This is a genomic window from uncultured Rikenella sp., from assembly GCF_948810725.1.
GTDB lineage: Bacteria > Bacteroidota > Bacteroidia > Bacteroidales > Rikenellaceae > Rikenella.
This window is the reverse complement of record NZ_CAQIVA010000041.1, coordinates 1-16,033: the sequence shown is the minus strand read 5'-3', so window position 1 is coordinate 16,033 and position 16,033 is coordinate 1. Positions and strand designations below refer to the sequence as shown.

General features: G+C 58.4%; 18 protein-coding genes. 10 read left to right on the top strand and 8 right to left on the bottom strand.

Going from position 1 to position 16,033, the window contains the following annotated elements:
- Positions 1-344: 344 nt before the first annotated feature.
- Complete coding sequence (locus Q9S52_RS08925; protein ID WP_304708867.1) at positions 345-491, bottom strand: hypothetical protein; 147 nt, start codon at positions 489-491, stop codon at positions 345-347.
- A gap of 138 nt (positions 492-629) precedes the next feature.
- A complete protein-coding gene (locus tag Q9S52_RS08920) occupies positions 630-782 on the bottom strand; it encodes a hypothetical protein (protein ID WP_304708865.1) in 153 nt (50 codons plus the stop codon).
- Between the two features lie 124 nt (positions 783-906).
- On the opposite strand from Q9S52_RS08920, the gene folK reads away from it, so the two are divergent.
- From folK to Q9S52_RS08900, 4 genes are all read left to right on the top strand, one after another.
- Entirely contained in the window at positions 907-1,410 is a 504-nt protein-coding gene (gene folK, locus Q9S52_RS10715; protein ID WP_370649002.1) for a 2-amino-4-hydroxy-6-hydroxymethyldihydropteridine diphosphokinase, read from the top strand.
- Between the two features lie 89 nt (positions 1,411-1,499).
- The gene (locus Q9S52_RS08910) at positions 1,500-1,793 is read left to right on the top strand and encodes an HU family DNA-binding protein (protein WP_294594619.1); all 294 of its coding nucleotides are present in this window, start codon (positions 1,500-1,502) and stop codon (positions 1,791-1,793) included.
- A 380-nt stretch (positions 1,794-2,173) separates the two neighbouring features.
- The gene (locus Q9S52_RS08905) at positions 2,174-3,718 is read left to right on the top strand and encodes an Rne/Rng family ribonuclease (RefSeq protein ID WP_294594617.1); all 1,545 of its coding nucleotides are present in this window, start codon (positions 2,174-2,176) and stop codon (positions 3,716-3,718) included.
- A gap of 8 nt (positions 3,719-3,726) precedes the next feature.
- Positions 3,727-4,701 carry a hypothetical protein gene (locus Q9S52_RS08900; RefSeq protein ID WP_304708863.1) on the top strand — a complete coding sequence of 325 codons (975 nt, stop codon included), beginning with the start codon at positions 3,727-3,729 and terminating at the stop codon, positions 4,699-4,701.
- Positions 4,702-4,781: 80 nt separating this feature from the next.
- On the opposite strand, the gene Q9S52_RS08895 is transcribed toward Q9S52_RS08900, so the two are convergent.
- The 5 genes from Q9S52_RS08895 to Q9S52_RS08875 form a co-directional block, all read right to left on the bottom strand.
- Complete coding sequence (locus tag Q9S52_RS08895; RefSeq protein WP_294594616.1) at positions 4,782-5,087, bottom strand: DUF3467 domain-containing protein; 306 nt, start codon at positions 5,085-5,087, stop codon at positions 4,782-4,784.
- Positions 5,088-6,235: 1,148 nt separating this feature from the next.
- The gene (locus tag Q9S52_RS08890) at positions 6,236-6,385 is read right to left on the bottom strand and encodes a hypothetical protein (protein WP_294593839.1); all 150 of its coding nucleotides are present in this window, start codon (positions 6,383-6,385) and stop codon (positions 6,236-6,238) included.
- A gap of 46 nt (positions 6,386-6,431) precedes the next feature.
- Positions 6,432-7,025, bottom strand: a complete 594-nt coding sequence (locus Q9S52_RS08885; RefSeq protein ID WP_370649003.1) for a DUF975 family protein — start codon at positions 7,023-7,025, stop codon at positions 6,432-6,434.
- Positions 7,026-7,074: 49 nt separating this feature from the next.
- Positions 7,075-7,965 carry an endonuclease/exonuclease/phosphatase family protein gene (locus Q9S52_RS08880; protein ID WP_304708861.1) on the bottom strand — a complete coding sequence of 297 codons (891 nt, stop codon included), beginning with the start codon at positions 7,963-7,965 and terminating at the stop codon, positions 7,075-7,077.
- Between the two features lie 14 nt (positions 7,966-7,979).
- Positions 7,980-9,650 (bottom strand): Na/Pi cotransporter family protein, encoded by a 1,671-nt coding sequence (locus Q9S52_RS08875; protein WP_304708860.1) that lies wholly within the window; start codon positions 9,648-9,650, stop codon positions 7,980-7,982.
- A gap of 355 nt (positions 9,651-10,005) precedes the next feature.
- On the opposite strand from Q9S52_RS08875, the gene Q9S52_RS08870 reads away from it, so the two are divergent.
- The 6 genes from Q9S52_RS08870 (at position 10,006) to queG (ending at position 15,740) form a co-directional block, all read left to right on the top strand.
- Entirely contained in the window at positions 10,006-11,091 is a 1,086-nt protein-coding gene (locus Q9S52_RS08870) for a lysylphosphatidylglycerol synthase transmembrane domain-containing protein (RefSeq protein WP_297830576.1), read from the top strand.
- Positions 11,092-11,337: 246 nt separating this feature from the next.
- Positions 11,338-12,270, top strand: coding sequence for a hypothetical protein (locus tag Q9S52_RS08865; RefSeq protein ID WP_304708859.1), 933 nt, complete (start codon positions 11,338-11,340; stop codon positions 12,268-12,270).
- A gap of 154 nt (positions 12,271-12,424) precedes the next feature.
- On the top strand, positions 12,425-12,769 hold the full coding sequence (locus Q9S52_RS08860; RefSeq protein ID WP_304708858.1) for a hypothetical protein: 345 nt from the start codon (positions 12,425-12,427) through the stop codon (positions 12,767-12,769).
- Positions 12,770-13,190: 421 nt separating this feature from the next.
- Complete coding sequence (lgt, locus tag Q9S52_RS08855; RefSeq protein WP_294593830.1) at positions 13,191-14,066, top strand: prolipoprotein diacylglyceryl transferase; 876 nt, start codon at positions 13,191-13,193, stop codon at positions 14,064-14,066.
- 2 nt (positions 14,067-14,068) lie between these two features.
- Positions 14,069-14,791, top strand: coding sequence for a dipeptidase PepE (gene pepE, locus Q9S52_RS08850; protein WP_304708857.1), 723 nt, complete (start codon positions 14,069-14,071; stop codon positions 14,789-14,791).
- Between the two features lie 13 nt (positions 14,792-14,804).
- Positions 14,805-15,740 carry a tRNA epoxyqueuosine(34) reductase QueG gene (gene queG, locus Q9S52_RS08845; protein ID WP_304708856.1) on the top strand — a complete coding sequence of 312 codons (936 nt, stop codon included), beginning with the start codon at positions 14,805-14,807 and terminating at the stop codon, positions 15,738-15,740.
- 97 nt (positions 15,741-15,837) lie between these two features.
- Here queG and Q9S52_RS08840 read toward each other — a convergent pair.
- Positions 15,838-16,033 (bottom strand): hypothetical protein (locus Q9S52_RS08840; protein WP_304708855.1); only part of this gene is annotated, 196 nt, incomplete at its 5' end.

Sequence of the window (16,033 nt, the reverse complement as noted above, 5' to 3'; positions counted from 1 at the left end):
GCCTCCGACCGCGGAGGCCCGCAACTGACGTTGCTGTGGGCCCCGCAGGCTTCAACCCGCTTAAACCGAGGACGAATGGGCCGTGCTTTTGCGGTTCGTAGAACCGCCGGGCCTGCGCGCTGGGCCTTTGGCCCACCCCCGGAGCGCGCGGCTCGAACACGAAAGAATTGAGGAGATGAATGAGTTGTTGCTTCTGCGACCCTTTGGGTCGCGCGGACCGAAGCCACCCCGGCGTAGGGCCGCCACTTCGCGATGCTTGTGCGGCCCCCGCTGGCCCCGGCCGCATAAAGTCAATCCACAGATAGGGTAGACCCGGATAGCTTTCGAGTGCCGAGCGGCACCGTTTATTCCGAGAGGCAACGCAACGGAAAACCGTTGGCTCGGAAGTCCGAGTAGCTGGTGCTGAGGCTCTGCGAATAGAAACCCAAGTCCAGGCCGCCGCTGCCGCTCGTGGCGGAAGACCAACTGAACCCGCTATTGCCGACGCTCACCGGTGCGCCCGAGCTCGAGTAGCGATTGCCCGGGGCGTGCCGCTCGGCCCTCAGCTGGCCGCCTCTACCCTAAACAATCAGGCCGCCTCAGTTTCAAGTTGGGGTAGAGGCTGGTAGTAAAAGACGCTGTGCGTCCGTTTATTCCGAGAGGCAGCGCAACTGAAAACCATGGCCGCGATTGTGCGCGTAGCTGTGGCGGAGCTCCTGCATGTAGAAGTCCAAATACCGCACCGTGACACCGCCCGTCACCGGCGTACACGACCAACTGTACCCGTAGTTGCCCGCACCCAATAGCGAGCCCGCCTCCCACAGACGGTAGCCCGGGGCGCGGCGAACCGGTACACAAAAGCCAGGCCAGTCCGCTATCTTCCCCCTTCTTCAAAATCCTTCACGAAACAAAATCCTTCACGAAACCATGACCCACCCCCATCGCGCCCTGCTCTCCCTCGGCAGCAACGCCGACGAACCCGAGAGACTGCTCGCCGCCGCCCGGCAACAGATCGCCGAGACCCTCGGCCCGATCCTCCTCGCCTCCCGCGAATACCAGACCGAACCCTGGGGCACCTTTTCCGACACCCGACCCGTGAACCCCTTCCTGAACCAAGTCCTCCTCCTCCAGACCACCGCCAGCCCCCTCCGCCTGCTCGACACCCTCCAGCAAATCGAACACCGCCTCGGCCGCCCCGCCCACCTCCCCGAGTATACCCCCGACGGACAACGCCTCTACCAGTCGCGCCCCATCGACCTCGACATCCTCTTCTACGACTCCCTCATCCTCGACACCCCACGCCTCACCATCCCCCACCCACAGATCCCCCGGCGGCACTTCGTCCTCCGCCCCGCCGCCGAAATCTGCCCCGACTTCCTGCATCCCCTTCTGAAAATCAGCCTTCAAGAGCTATTAAATTCACTTTTGTAGAACGAATCTCGATAATTTACTCTATATTTGCAATCCGTTTCGAACGTAATCGAATCATAATCATACAAATAAATAAAACGACACTCGTCATGACAAAAGCGGATATCGTAGGCGAAATCGCAAAAAGTACCGGTATCGAAAAAGTACAGGTGCAGCAAGTTGTGGAATCTTTCATGGAAAATATCAAAGACTCCATGATGGCAGGCAATAACGTCTACCTGCGCGGTTTCGGCAGCTTTATCATCAAACGGCGCGCCCAGAAAGTGGCCCGCAATATCTCCAAGAACACCACCATCACCATTCCGGCGCACAACATTCCGGCCTTCAAACCCTCCAAAACCTTTGCCGGGGAAGTGAAAGCCAAATCCATCGCCAAGAAATAATTAACCCGATTGTCAAACCTTAATCCACAGTAGTTATGCCAAGCGGAAAAAAAAGAAAACGGCACAAAATATCTACCCACAAGCGCAAAAAACGGCTTCGCAAGAACCGTCATAAAAAGAAAAAGTAGGTAGATCCTCCCTTTTGCCCGGGAAGAACCCTCACGCATACGGACAGACCGGCCCCGAGCCGCTCTCCTTTCCCGCGTCCTCTTCCCCGGCGAAGACCGACACTCGAAAACCTAAAGTCCCCGGACTATTCAGCGCGGCGGTCTTTAGGTTTCGTTTTTTCGACCCACCCCGGCTCCTCCGCCCCGCCTCCGGCACCCTCCGGATACCAAACGGCCGGACGAACCGTTTATCATATATATACGACAAACGACATGACAAAAGAGTTAGTCATCCACTCGACCGGCAGCGAGATCGAGATCGCCCTCCTCGAAGACGGGCAACTCGTCGAACTCAACCGCGAGAAGACCAAAAGCTCCTTCACCGTCGGCGACATCTACCTCGGTAAAGTGCACAAAGTGATGGGCGGACTCAACGCCGCCTTCGTCGATGTGGGATACCAGAAAGACGCCTTTCTGCACTACCTCGACCTCGGCCCCGCCTTCCACTCCCTGAACGACCTCGTCAAACACGTGAACGGCCGCCACCAGAAGATCGACTTCTCCTCCATCAAAGTGCAGAACGACCTCGGCAAAGAGGGGAAAATCGCCGGCGTGCTCAACAACGGCCAGCATATTATCGTCCAGATCGCCAAAGAGCCCATTTCGACCAAAGGGCCCCGTGTGACCAGCGACATCTCCATCGCCGGACGGCACCTCGTGCTGATCCCCCTCTCCAACAAAGTGCACATCTCGCAGAAGATACGCTCCAACGAAGAGAAAAAGCGCCTCAAAGGGATCGTAGAGGGGATCCTGCCCCGGAACTACGGCGCCATCGTGCGCACCGCCGCCGAAGGGAAATCCGCCGAAGATATCGAAGCCGACATCACCCACCTCATCTCGAAATGGGAAGGAGCGCTGTCCGCCTTGCAACACGCCCAACCCCCTTACCTGCTCCTGGGCGAAGAGAGCCGGACCACCACCATCCTGCGGGATTTGCTCAACGACTCCTTCACCCACATCCACGTAGACAACGAACAGATCTTCCACGAAGTGAAGGAATACATCTCCGCCATCGAGCCCGAAGCCGAGAAGATCGTCAAACTCTACAAAGGGAACATCCCCATCTTCGACCAGTTCGACATCACCAAACAGATCAAACAGCTCTTCGGACGGACAGTGGTGTTCAAGCGGGGCGCATACTTGATTGTGGAGCACACCGAAGCGCTGCACGTCATCGACGTCAACAGCGGCAAGCGCGCCAAGAGCGACGAGACCCAGGAAGCCAACGCCCTGGAGTGCAACCTGAACGCCGTGCCGGAGATCGCGCGTCAGCTGCGGTTGAAAGATATGGGCGGGATTATCGTGATCGACTTCATCGACCTGCACACCGCCCAGAACCGGAACGCCGTGTTAGAAGCGATGCGCAAAGCGATGTCCACCGACCGGGCCAAGCACAACATCCTACCCTTGACGAAGTTCGGCCTGATGCAGATCACCCGGCAGCGGGTACGTCCCGAGACCCAGATCGTTATCAACGAGAAGTGCCCCACCTGCCACGGGACAGGCGAGATCGCGCCCTCCGTGCTGCTCGACGCCCAGATCGAGAACCAGATCGCCTATTACGCCAAAGAGAAGCACTACAAACTGCTGACCGTTCACGTCCATCCGTACGTAGCCGCCTATATCAATCGGGGCGGTCTGTTCAGCAAGCGCGCCAAGTGGTGCGTGAAATACGGCGCAGTGATCAAAGTGATACCGAACGACTCTCTCGGGATGATCGAATACAAGTTCTACAACGCCCTGGGAGACGCCATCTGAAACGAAAGATGTTGAGAAAAGAGTCGTTGCCGTTGTTCGAGATGATGTCGTTGGAGGAGATTGTGGCGGGGGCGCGGTTTACGCACGAAGCTTTGTGCGATTATGCAGTGGGGGCGAACGACGGGCGAGTCTATCTGTTGTTCAAGGACTGGAATTCCAAGGACTTGTATTCTTATCTGGTGGCGGTACTCGATATCGATTGGGAGGCGGGGCGGTGTATAGGGAAGCAGGTGTATGATCTCGGGGACGGCTATCGGACAGAGTATTGTTGGGTTTCTGCACTGGGCGACGATTTTTTGTTAGTATGGTGTCGGTGCCGGTATAACGACGGCGATCCGGAACGGAACGGATTGTTGATAGGTCGGGACGGAACGGTCAGACGGGATTATTGTTTCGGCGACGGGATCGAACAATGCTTAGTGCTGAAAGACGGGACCATCGTTACAAGTTATTTCGACGAGGGAGTGTGGGGAAACTATGGTTGGGGAGGAGAAACAGATGAGTCGCACCCGATTGGTTGGACAGGCTTGACTGCTTGGCGGTCGGATGGACGGAATGTGTGGAGTGCGGGGGATTATCAGGAAAACCCGTGCAGTGAATGCGATGCGATCAGTCAGGACACTCAGGGCAGGCTGTGGTTCTATAAGGACGGGGAGATCATGCTGCGGGACTTTCTACAGGATCGAAACGAGGTGATCGTTTCGTCGTTGCGCGGCGTTGTCGAGGTGCGGGATAGCGAAGCTTTCGCGGTGACTCCGGATGGACAGCGGTTGCTTTTCGATGGGGGATACGAGGATTTTTACAGGCGTTTTTTTGTTCTGGCTTTTGACGGAGAGACATGGCAGCTCGAAGCGGAGGTTATCCCGGAGTTGAATGGGACGCCGATTGAGCCCAGTCAGTATTATCTTGAAAGAAAACTTTCAGATCATCGGACGCTGTGGCTGACCGCCTCAGGGATGTTGTGCGGCTATCGGTTTGTCTGATCCTGGTTTGTCTGAAACGGAAGCGGGCGGCGCGATTTTTTTCGCGCCGCCCGCTGTTTTACGGTTCGGTCTCCGAGAGGTCAGCAATACGAGTTATTCCCGAACCCATTGATCGGCGGCGTATCCGGCGTGTGCATCTCGATCTTCCCCACGATACTTTCATACCGCGCCACATTCTCCTGGAGCGACAGGAGCAGCCGTTTCGCATGTTCCGGCGTGAGAATCACCCGGCTTTTGACCTGCGCCTTCGGCATTCCCGGCATCATGCGGATAAAGTCCAGCACGAACTCCGACGTCGAATGCGAGATCACCGCCAGATTGGCATACGTACCCTGCGCCACCTCTTCGTTCAGTTCGATATCCAGTTCTACTTTTTGTTCGGTCATAGATAGCTTCTTTGTCAAAGGCAAAGATAGCCGAAAAAAGAGGCTGTTCGTGCCTCTTTTTTGGGAGTTTTTTCAACAATTCTTCCACACGCGACCGAGGGCGTTATTGGGGTAGAGGCTGCCAGTGGAAATGCGTAAGCATTTCCCGTCCCCGCACCCATAGGGTATTTTGTTAGGGTTATTTCTGCCTTACTAAGTGTGGCCCGCGCGGTCCGAGCGCAGTCCCCTCTTGTAGGACATACGCGCGCCGACGCCTTAAAAGGGAAATCGTCAAAATGTGCTAGCACGTTTTGACAAGATTTCCCCGGCGCGCACCAAGAATTGGGTTGAGCAGATTAAGCGATACGCAGTATCGCTCCGTCCCGCCGGGGTCACCCGGACGCCGCCCGCGCAGGGCAGTTTTAGACGGGACAAAGCTCGACCGCGCGCGATTGCTGGAGAAGGAAATCGTTAGAACAATCGTGAATTGTTCTAACAAGATTTCCGCCAGCGCGCGGACAAAGAACGGCGCATGAAAACGTGACGGAGCGACAGCGGAGCCGCAATGATGCCGACACGGGGCAGTGTTTTGGGCCGTGAGTTAGTTGGGCTAAACTGTTGGCCGAACTTCTGCGACTCCCAGAGTCGCGCGGGCCGAAGCCTCCCGCTGCGGAGGCCCGCAACTGACGTTGCTGTGGGCCCCGCAGGCTTCGACCCGCTTAACTCACGTGCGAATAGGCGTTGCTTTTGCGCCTCCGCTGGCGACGAATTGCTATAGGCTTAAGAGTGAATCGCCGTCCTCGGAGCGCAGCGAACGCCGAAGGCGGGCGCCGGGGGGGCGCCCGAGGACGAACGGGCGGAGAGTTGGGCTAAACTTTTGGGCGGTGCTCTTGCGACCCTTTAGGGTCGCCGGGCCTGCGCGCTGGGCCTTTGGCCCACCCCCGGAGCGCGCGGCTCGAACACGAAAGAATTGAGGAGATGAATGAGTTGTTGCTTCTGCGACCCTACGGGTCGTGCGGGCCGGCGCCACCTCCGGCGTAGGGCCGCAACCTCGCTATGCTCATGCAGCCCCCGGCTGGTTCTGACCGGCAACGTCAAATAAAAGTAGGGTAGAGGCTGTCGGTTACTTAGGGTAGTTCCAGTCCATTGCCCCCGCGGGCCCGCGGCGTTTATTCCGAGAGGCAACGCAACTGAAAACCGTGAGCGCTGCCATAGATGCGACAGGGAGTAAGCCATGTCAATCCAAATCCCAAGTGTAATCCATCTGTATCTTTGATAGCGGAAGACCAACTGTAACCATCGGCGCCGACATAGGACAAAGATCCCGATATCCGATGGCGGTAGCCCGGGGCGGGGAGACCCGTCCTATGCCCCCTGCTGCGCCTCCCGCTTCAGGTCGAGATAGAACGCCACCCGCGCACTCTCCATCCACGGAACCAGCCACAGAAACCCGATCCCCAGCGTCACTATCGCCAGCAGAATCCAGCCGATGAAACTCAGGTCCAGCAAGAACAGCTTCATCTTGTGCCCCCTCATCATCGCCATACTCTTGCAGATCACCTCGTCCGCCCCCAGCTCCGGCTCATCGTTCAGGATGAACGGCGTCATCGCATACGAATACGACTTGATGATCCCCGGAATCAGGAATAACAGACTCCACAGCCAGACATAAATCGCCATCAGAAGCATCGTCCCCAGCGTCTTGCCGTAGTTGCGGAAGCCGTTGAAGAGGGCGTTGATTTCCGGATAATTCCCCGACCGCATCACGTTCAGGAAGATGACCTGATACCCGAACCCCAGCACCGGCAGCACCAGCAGCGAGGCCGGGAAATTCAGATACGGAATGTATGAACAGACGCAGGCCAGTAACATGTAGACCAGCGTAGTCAGCACCGCCGGCGTCCATTTTCCGGCCAGAGCCGTCTGTGCGCTGCGGCGCAAGTCGCGATTGATCGTCAGTGCCATAACGATTTGTGATTAAGTGAGTAATTACAAATGTAAATAAAATTTACCGTAATAGAATGCGCGTATAGACCGGCAGATGGTCGCTCAGCTCCCGATCCGGATACCCCTCGAAACGTCCCGTCCGTGTCAGCATCCCCTGCCGCAGAAAGACCCGCGCCTCCTCCGCCACCGTCCCCCGCCCCACGAAAATCTGGTCGAACATCAGCCACACATCGTGCCAGGCATACGACCCCTCGCCCCGTCCATGCGCCCCTGCCGCTAACGGCCTCCACCCCTCCAGCCGGCGGCGAACCAGCCTCGACGACGGATTCTCGTTGAAATCCCCCAGCAGCACCACCGTCGCCGCCGCGCTGTCCGCCGCCGCATGCGCATCGAGCCGTGCCGCCATCTCCTCCCTCGCCCGCGTCGCCCGATGATAGCCGCCCCGGCGCGAAGGCAGGTGAACCGCATAGACCACCAGCGGCCTCGTCGCCCCCTCCACCGAGAACTCCGCCCGCAAGACATCCCGCGTCGGATAGTCCGTCGCCATCCGGATCGGTTCCGCCCCCGTCAGCCTCATCCGGTCGGCCCGGTAGAGCAGCGCCACATCGATGCCCCGCCTGTCCGGCGAATCGTAGTGGATATGGCGATACTCCTCTCCCGCCAGCCCCGGCGAGCCGAGCAACGCATCCAGCACCCCCGCGTTCTCCACCTCGCACAGCGCGATCACATCCGGCGCCATCGCCCCGATCGTCCGCCCCAGCCGCTCCGTTTTGCGTCGCCACGCCTCCGGCGTCGGCACCTCGTCCGCTATGCCCAGATCGTTGATCGTGTCGAAAAGATTACAGACATTGTAAGTCGCCACCACCAGCGTCGTTCCGCGCTCCGTCGCCCCCGTCCGGAACGGCCCGCCCGCCGATAAGGCGAAAACGAAGAGAAGAAACAAGCGTCTCACAGGCCATTGAAACCTTACATCGCCTCCTCGGCCTGCTCCACCGCCATGCGCGTCGCCGTGCCGACCAGCTTCGCACACCGCTCCGTCAGTTCGAGAAAGAAAAAGACCGCCGTCGGATTCGCCCCCTCCTCTCCCAACCGCGCCAGCAGCTCCGTTCGCCTTCCCTCCGCCCAGCTCCGCACCACTTCGCCCAGCTTGCGCGCCTGCCCCACCTCCTCCGGTTCCGGATGTTCCAGACAGAGCGTCATCCGGTAGATCGCCTCCTCCGTCATGTCGTACAGCCGTTCCGCATCCTCCCTCAGCGTGCGGTCGAACCACAGATCCCGCTCCCGTTTCGCCCGGATCGTCCGGGCCAGCTCCAGATTTTCGTCCCCGATCAGCTCGATGTCCGACACCGTGCGGAACATCCGCTGCAACCGCACCGTCGCCCGTTCGCTGTTGTCCTGCGAGACGATGTGCGACAGGAAAACCACGATCTCCCGTTCCACCCGATCCGTAATCCGTTCGTATTTCTCCACATGCGCATATCCCCTTCGGAACTCCTCCAGCTGACGCGTGCACGTCAGCTCGCGCACCATGTTGAACATCTTGAGCATCCGTTTGGCATGCGTCGCGATTTCGTGATGCGCCTGCATCAGGGCCAGCTCCGGCGTCGAGATCATCCCCGAGTCCAGCGCCAGCAGCCTCCTCCGGTCGTCCGACGCCTCGTGCGGCAGGATCCGCGCCAGCAACTTCATCAGCTGCGGGATGAAATTCGCCGCGATAAAGACATTCAGCAGATTGAAAACCGTGTCGAAAAAAGCCAGCATCAACGGCGTGCAGCCCGCCCACAACCCGCCGAACAGCCCGAAGCACAGAATGATTCCCGGCACGATCCACGGCAGCAGCGGCGCGCACCACAACGCCCCGAAGAGGTTGATCGCCGTATGCGCCAGCGCCGCCCGTCGTGCCGACGTGTTGAGCGTCGTCGTCGCCAACACCGCCGTCGCCGTCGTGCCGATATTTGCCCCCAGCACCATCGCCGCCCCCGTCTCCAACGGCAGCCATCCTCCCTGACACAGAATCATCGTCATCGCGATCGTCACGGCCGACGATTGCAGCACCGCCGTCAGCAGGACGCCGATCAGCAGGAAGACCACGATCGACGGATATCCCAGCCCCGCATAAGTCGCCAACTCGTCGAAAAACCCCGTATGGGCCGCCACCGCGTTCGTCGACGCCTGCAACACCGAGAGCCCCAGCAGCATCAGCGCGAAACCGATGACCGTCTCCCCCAGGTCGCGATATCGGTTCTTGCGGAGCAGCACGAAAGCGAACCCCAGCCCCACCAGCGGGATCGAGATGACCGACACCCGCAGCGCGAATCCGAACAGCGCGATGACCCATACCGTCGCCACCGTGCCGATATTGGCGCCCATCATCAGTCCGATCGCCCGTCGCAAGTCGATCAGCCCCGCGTGGGTGAATCCCGCGATCGTGACCGACGTCGCGCTCGACGACTGCACCGTAGCCGTGACCGTCGCCGCCGCCCCGATTTGCGAGCCGATCGTCTCTCCGGCCCGTCCCATCGATTGTCTGAGCCGGCTGCCCGCCGCCCGTTGCAACGCCTCGCTCATCAGCTTCATGCCGAAAAGAAGCAGCCCCAGCGAACCGATGATTTGGAGAATACGTACAAGAATATCCATGGAGCCGAGCAGTTGTTTGAGGACAAAAATACGATTTTTCGCCAGTCGCATCAAATCGCCCCTCCGCCGTTTCATTTGGCCCTCGACCGCATGGATTTCGAGCGACCGGGCGGAAAACGCGCCCCCCGCCGGGCGGGCCGAACTGCCTCGCCGCTTTTCGCCCCAATCTCCCCTCCGCCGTCTCCTTTGGCCCTCGACCGCATGGATTTTGAGCGACCGGGCGGAGAATGCGCCTCCCCCTCCGCCGGGCGGGCCGAACTGCCGCCGCGTGCCACCCGCTGGCCGTTCGGCCGGGAAATCTTATCTTTGCGACTCACCGCCGGCCCCGAGCCGGCCTTGCAACGCAGCTTTTTCTATGGAGAAAAATACCGTCGGTCGCGTCAAACTCTGGAAAATCATCCTCCCCGTCGTACTGGGGCTCGGGTGGGTGGCGTGGATGATCTGGCGCGAGTTCGACCCCGCCGTATTCGAATCGATCCGTTTCACCTGGCGCGCCCTGCTGTTCGTGCTGATCGCCTTTGTGTTCATGGCCGGTCGCGACCTCGGCTACATCATCCGCCTGCGCCTCTTCAGCCGCAACGACCTCGGCTGGCGACAAGCCTTTCGGATCACCATGCTGTGGGAGTTCACCTCCGCCGTGACCCCCTCGGCCATCGGCGGAACCAGCGTCGCGATCGTCTTCGTCCACAAAGAGGGCGTGCCCGTCGGCCGGAGCGCAGCGATCGTGATGCTCACCTCGTTTTTCGACGAGCTCTACTTCGCCCTGCTCTTTCCGGTCGTTTTTTTCATCGTCGGCGGCGACCGCCTCTTCGGCGGGCCGATGGGCCACCAGCTCATGCTCTTCGCCACCATCGGCTACGGGCTGAAACTCGCCTACCTGCTCCTGTTGAGCTACGGCCTCTTCTTCAACCCCCGTGGCTTGAAATGGCTCCTTGTGCGTCTTTTTTCGTTGCCCGGGTTGCGGCGGTGGAAAGCCGGGGCCGTCGAAGCGGGCAACGGCATCGTCCGGAGCGCGATCGAGATCCGGCGCTATCGGCCCCTGTTCTGGCTCCAGTCTTTTGCAGCCACGTTTCTGTCGTGGAGTTCCCGGTATTTGGTGGCCAACGCGTTGTTCATGGCGTTTTTCACGCTGAGCGACCAGTTTTTGGTCTTCGCCCGCCAGCTGGCGATGTGGATCATGATGCTCGTAGCGCCGACCCCCGGCGGTAGCGGCTTTGCCGAGTACATTTTCACCCACTTCCTGAGCGACGTGATTCCGGCCGGCGCTTCGGTACAGGTGGGAGCGGCGGCGGTGATCGCGCTGTTGTGGCGCCTGGTGACCTATTATCCGTATCTGATTATGGGAGTGATTATCCTGCCTCGCTGGCTCCGCCGCAGCTTCGGCCGCCGGCCGGAAGAGCAGACACCTTCTTCGGTCGTCGGGCCCGACATCGAATCCTAAGCACAGCCCGTTTTGCGCGCATAGGATTTTTGTCTATGTTTGCACTCGGAATCCTTGAAGTGATCGAGTGTGCTCGGTACACACAGATCGCACAAGAGTAAAAAATAAAACCCGTAAAAATTTGATATAATATTTTATTCTTTTTGTTTCTTATTTCTATTGCTTTTATATTTGCAGTCGAAATGTTCGATACGTAATAATATTGTACGGATTTTTCGGGCTATTTATTAACTAAATTTACTTTTTATGATGAAAAAACTGATTTTTGCAGCGTGCGGTGCAATCGCTTTGACCGCTTGCAACAAAATGACCCTTTGGGAAGAGGCTCAGCCCGTTACGACGAAAGCGGCGACCGAAACCGCTACGACCGTAACGGTTCGCGACGGTAAACTTTGCTTCGCCGACGAAGCGGCCATTGAGAAGACCCTTTCGATGCTGCTCGGAAAAGACGAACAGGCTTTGGCTGCGTGGTACGACTCCTTGGGATTCGTTTCGCAGGAGATGGCCCGCGAAGCCGCTCTGGAAGAGTTCCGGTCGATGAGCTCGTTGGACGAATACCCCGCTTTCAAGGCGAAATACCAGGGCCGATTCCTTTTCAATGACAATTTGGAAGAAGAGGACTACCAGCCTTACGTAGCCGCCAATCGGTTCGCCTATGAAATGATTTTGAACGCCGACGGGGATGTGATTGTGGGCGGTCAGACCGTGAACTACAACTACGACTCGTTCGAGCAGACCATGTATTACCGCGTGGCGCAGGCAGCCGGGAATGGAGATGTGACGACCCGCATCACCCAGGAGACCAAAACCAATCAGGTCTTTATCAAAACCAAGAAAAAGAAGTGTTGGGCATGGGCTTACTTGGTCAATGACATCGTTTACATCCAGGTGACCGCTCAGAAGAAAAACCTCTTCGGCTGGAACGACTACAAAGCCGATTACTATTTCACCTTTGCCAATCGAGATTATGATGCAACTTTCCTGCAAAACTGGAAATATCTAAGTTCAACACTTGCGGGTAAAGTTATTGGACAGGGGGTATGGACAAGTAGGATTAGTTGCAATTCGAGATTTGAATTTGGAAGAAAAGCCGATATGTCCCAATTGTCTATTGCCGATTTAACGGTTATGTCTTCGGGAACACAACCGTCCTCGGGCTGGCTTCACATCGAACTTTAGTTAGTGCTTTATGAAACGGTATTTGCTTCTTGTATGGCTTGGGTTATCGGTTGTGGCCTGTAAAAAAACGGAACCGCAGACATTTACCGGGCCGAGAGCCGAGGGACGCGTCTCTTTCCTGCAGGAAGAGATGGTCGTGAAAGTGACCCCGTCTATGAACTCGGTGACGATTCCGGTCTGCCTGACCCGGCCCGACCGGTCGCAGACTTTGGTTACCAATGTGAGTGTGACCTCTTCGACGACCGCCGAAGAGGGGCGGCACTTCCAGATGCAAACCGTAGAACCCGAACCGAGCGGATTCTTAAAGGATTATTATCCTGTAGCGCTGTTCAGTCCGGGGGATACGGTGGCCTTGTTCTCGATTACCCTGGCCCCGACTCAGATCGATAAACCGTATGTTATCGAGTTGTTCATTCCGGATACCTACAATCCGTTCCATATGGATCCGATTATCCGCCAGTTATTGATTCGGTTGGAACCGGTTGCGGAACAAGAGTAATATCGGGTTTCAACAGCTTGTTGAATCTCGCATCCTTCAACGGATATCCTTGCTTCAGGCAGTAAGGATATCCGTTTTTTATCTTTGCCCCGGCTGGAACCGTACCTTTTCTTTAGAAAAGGTACCCAAAATACTTTCGACGGATGCTCACGCATCCTCCCGCTGCCGGCAGCCCAACTCTCGGACTCTTCTTTGGGCCGGGAGCGAACGGCGCGCTAATGCGAGCTCAACCTCATGCGCGCCGTTCGCCCCGACCCAAAAGGAACCACAGATAATGAGGACTGCGGAGCCTAAGGCGTAGCGTAGCTATCACGAAAGTTCTTTGCGCCGCTTTCTTACAAGAAAGCGGCAGTTCCCTGCGGGTAGACACAGGAAAATCGTATCTTTGTTACTTCAGGAAGTCAACAAAAGCAAGATCGTTATGACACAACTTTTCGTCGAGTGGAACGTCGACCCCGTCGCCTTTTCGTTCGGCAGTTTCGAAATCGCCTGGTACGGCGTTTTGTGGGCCCTCGCCCTGCTCAGCAGTCTGTGGCTTTTCGCCCGGATGGTGCGTCGCGAGGGGCTCGACCCCCGGCTCGTAGACTCCGGTTTTCTGTACGGCGTTCTCGCCACCATTATCGGCGCCCGCCTCGGCCACTGCCTCTTTTACGAGCCCCAAGAGTACTTCCTGCACCCCTTCATGGACAGTTTTCCGTGGATCAAGCTGCTTGATATTCGCGGCGGCGGATTGGCCAGCCACGGAGCCGCCCTGGGGCTGCTCCTCGGGCTGTGGCTCTTCGCCCGGAAGTGGAAGTTTCCCTACATCTGGATTCTCGACCGCGTCGCCGTGATGGTACCGCTGGCCGGCGCCCTCGTGCGGTTCGGCAACCTCATGAACTCCGAGATCTACGGCGACCCGACCACCCTGCCCTGGGGCTTCATTTTTCTGCGTGCCCATGAGACCGTACCCATGCACCCGACCCAGATCTACGAAGCATTGGCCTATCTGGCCATCTTCTTTCTGCTGGCCCATTTGTATTGGCGCACCCGTCTCGCCGAACAGAAACGCGGTGTACTCTTCGGCCTCTTTTTGATCCTGCTTTTCAGCGTTCGGTTCCTGATCGAATCCATCAAACAGCCCCAGGAAGCGTGGGAGCAGGATATGATTCTGAATATGGGCCAGATACTCAGCCTGCCATTCATCGTTGCCGGCGGCGCGATCCTGTGGTGGGCCCTTCGGCGACCGGCCCAACCATATACCGATATGCCGCTCGCGAACCCCGCTCCGAACCCTACCATTAAAAAACATAAATAACCATGCGCCTTCTCCTTATCAGCAACTCCACCAACGCAGGCGAAGCCTATCTGGAATACCCCAAACAGCAGATCGCCGATTTTCTGGCCATTTCGGCCACCCCCGTGAAACGCGTGCTGTTCGTTCCCTACGCCGCCGTGACCTTCAGCTACGACGACTACCAGGCCAAAGTCGCCAACCGCTTCGCCGAGTTCGGCGTCGAAGTCGACTCCGTCCACACCTACGCCGATCCGGTGCAAGCCGTTCGGAATGCGCAGGCGATTGTCGTGGGAGGCGGCAACACCTTCCACCTGGCCAAGACCATGCAGGATCAGGGCCTCTACGAACCCATTCGCGAAGCCGTTCTGGAGCGCGGCGTGCCCTATGTCGGGTGGAGCGCCGGCTCCAATATGAGCTGCCCCACGATCTGCACCACCAACGACATGCCGATCGTGGAACCCCTCTCGTTCAAAGCCTTGGGACTCATTCCCTTCCAGATCAACCCGCACTATCTCGATGCCCATCCCGAAGGACATGCCGGCGAGACGCGCGAGATGCGCATCGAAGAGTACATCGCCGCCAACAAAGGGATGCGCGTCGCCGGATTGCGCGAAGGGTGCATGCTGCGGGTCGAAGGGCGGAACCTCTCGCTGATCGGGCCCCGCACCATGCGGCTGTTCCGTTACGGAACCCCTCCGCGCGAGTTGGCAGCGGGTGAAGAGCTCTCGTTTTTGTTGAACGACTGACCCCCTCGGTTTTATGGACAGACTGGATGAAATCGTCCGGAACGAATGCGACACCTGCGGCTTTTCGGCCGCAGGTGTCGTCGCTTATGCCCCGTTGGAAGCCGAGCGGGAACGCTTTCAGAGATGGCTCTCGGCCGGTTACGGCGCCGACATGGGGTATCTGGCCCGTTCGGCCGCCTATCGGCACGATCTGCGGAGACTGTTTCCCGAAGTTCGCAGCGTGGTCGTGACCCTGACCTCCTATCGCCGTCCTCCCGCCGTGCGCCAGCCGGAAGGAGTGCCTCGAATCGCCCGTTTCGCCTGGGGTCGGGATTACCACGACGTCCTGAAGCGGAACATGCGGCATTTGTTGGACGCGATTCGCCGTCACGAAGGGTTTGCAGCGGCCAAGGGTCGGGCAGTGGTCGACAGCGCCCCGGCTTTCGAACGGGCCTGGGCCGTTCGGGCCGGCTTGGGATGGATAGGCCGCAGCTCGATGTTGGTTCATCCCCGCTTGGGGAGCTTCATCCTCATCGGTCTGTTGTTGTTGGACGTCCCGCTGCCGGACGATTACGTCCCGCCGATCGGCGTGCCGAACGGCTGCGGCAGTTGCAGCCGGTGTATGGAAGCCTGTCCCACCGGCGCAATCGTCGCACCCCGGACGCTTGATGCGCGTCGGTGCCTCTCTTACCAGACCATCGAACGTCGCGAAGCGGTCGAGGCAGAGTTTCGTGCAGCTTTGGCAGGACGGATTTTCGGTTGCGACCGTTGCATGGAGGTCTGCCCGTATAACAACCAGGCCGAGATGCCGTTATCTCCGGTCGGTTCCGGCCTGGAGGCGAATCCGGCCCAGTTGTCAGTGACAGCGGAAGAGTGGCAGGAGATGTCCGCCGCCGAGTTTGTCGAGCGTTTCGGTGCGAGTCCTTTGTCTCGGGCCGGTCTATCGAAGCTCCGCACCTCCCTGCCGTAGCCCATCCTATCGGGGTAGAGGTTGTCGCGAGGTTAGGGCAGACCCGGCCATAGCATCCCGTAGGGATGCGCTCTAAAGTTTCTTTGGTTCTTTCTGTTCACAGAAAGAACAGTCCCCTCAAACCCATCGTGCGCCGCCGCCGTAAAAGGGAAATCTTGTCAAAATGCACTTGTGCGTTTTGACTGGATTTCCCAAGGCGCGCATCAAAGAACTGGGCCGAACAGCTTAAGCGATACGTAGTATCGCTCCGTCCCGCCGGGGCGCCCATCGGGCGTTTTGTTAGGGTTGTCTTT

What these genes read in the sequence shown, in the direction of transcription:
- folK (WP_370649002.1), top strand. Translation starts at nt 907, where the DNA reads ATGACCCACCCCCATCGCGCCCTGCTCTCCCTCGGCAGCAACGCCGAC.
- Q9S52_RS08910 (WP_294594619.1), top strand. Translation starts at nt 1,500, where the DNA reads ATGACAAAAGCGGATATCGTAGGCGAAATCGCAAAAAGTACCGGTATC.
- Q9S52_RS08905 (WP_294594617.1), top strand. Translation starts at nt 2,174, where the DNA reads ATGACAAAAGAGTTAGTCATCCACTCGACCGGCAGCGAGATCGAGATC.
- Q9S52_RS08900 (WP_304708863.1), top strand. Translation starts at nt 3,727, where the DNA reads ATGTTGAGAAAAGAGTCGTTGCCGTTGTTCGAGATGATGTCGTTGGAG.
- Q9S52_RS08895 (WP_294594616.1), bottom strand. Translation starts at nt 5,087, where the DNA reads ATGACCGAACAAAAAGTAGAACTGGATATCGAACTGAACGAAGAGGTG.
- Q9S52_RS08875 (WP_304708860.1), bottom strand. Translation starts at nt 9,650, where the DNA reads ATGGATATTCTTGTACGTATTCTCCAAATCATCGGTTCGCTGGGGCTG.
- Q9S52_RS08870 (WP_297830576.1), top strand. Translation starts at nt 10,006, where the DNA reads ATGGAGAAAAATACCGTCGGTCGCGTCAAACTCTGGAAAATCATCCTC.
- Q9S52_RS08865 (WP_304708859.1), top strand. Translation starts at nt 11,338, where the DNA reads ATGATGAAAAAACTGATTTTTGCAGCGTGCGGTGCAATCGCTTTGACC.
- Q9S52_RS08860 (WP_304708858.1), top strand. Translation starts at nt 12,425, where the DNA reads ATGAACTCGGTGACGATTCCGGTCTGCCTGACCCGGCCCGACCGGTCG.
- lgt (WP_294593830.1), top strand. Translation starts at nt 13,191, where the DNA reads ATGACACAACTTTTCGTCGAGTGGAACGTCGACCCCGTCGCCTTTTCG.
- pepE (WP_304708857.1), top strand. Translation starts at nt 14,069, where the DNA reads ATGCGCCTTCTCCTTATCAGCAACTCCACCAACGCAGGCGAAGCCTAT.
- queG (WP_304708856.1), top strand. Translation starts at nt 14,805, where the DNA reads ATGGACAGACTGGATGAAATCGTCCGGAACGAATGCGACACCTGCGGC.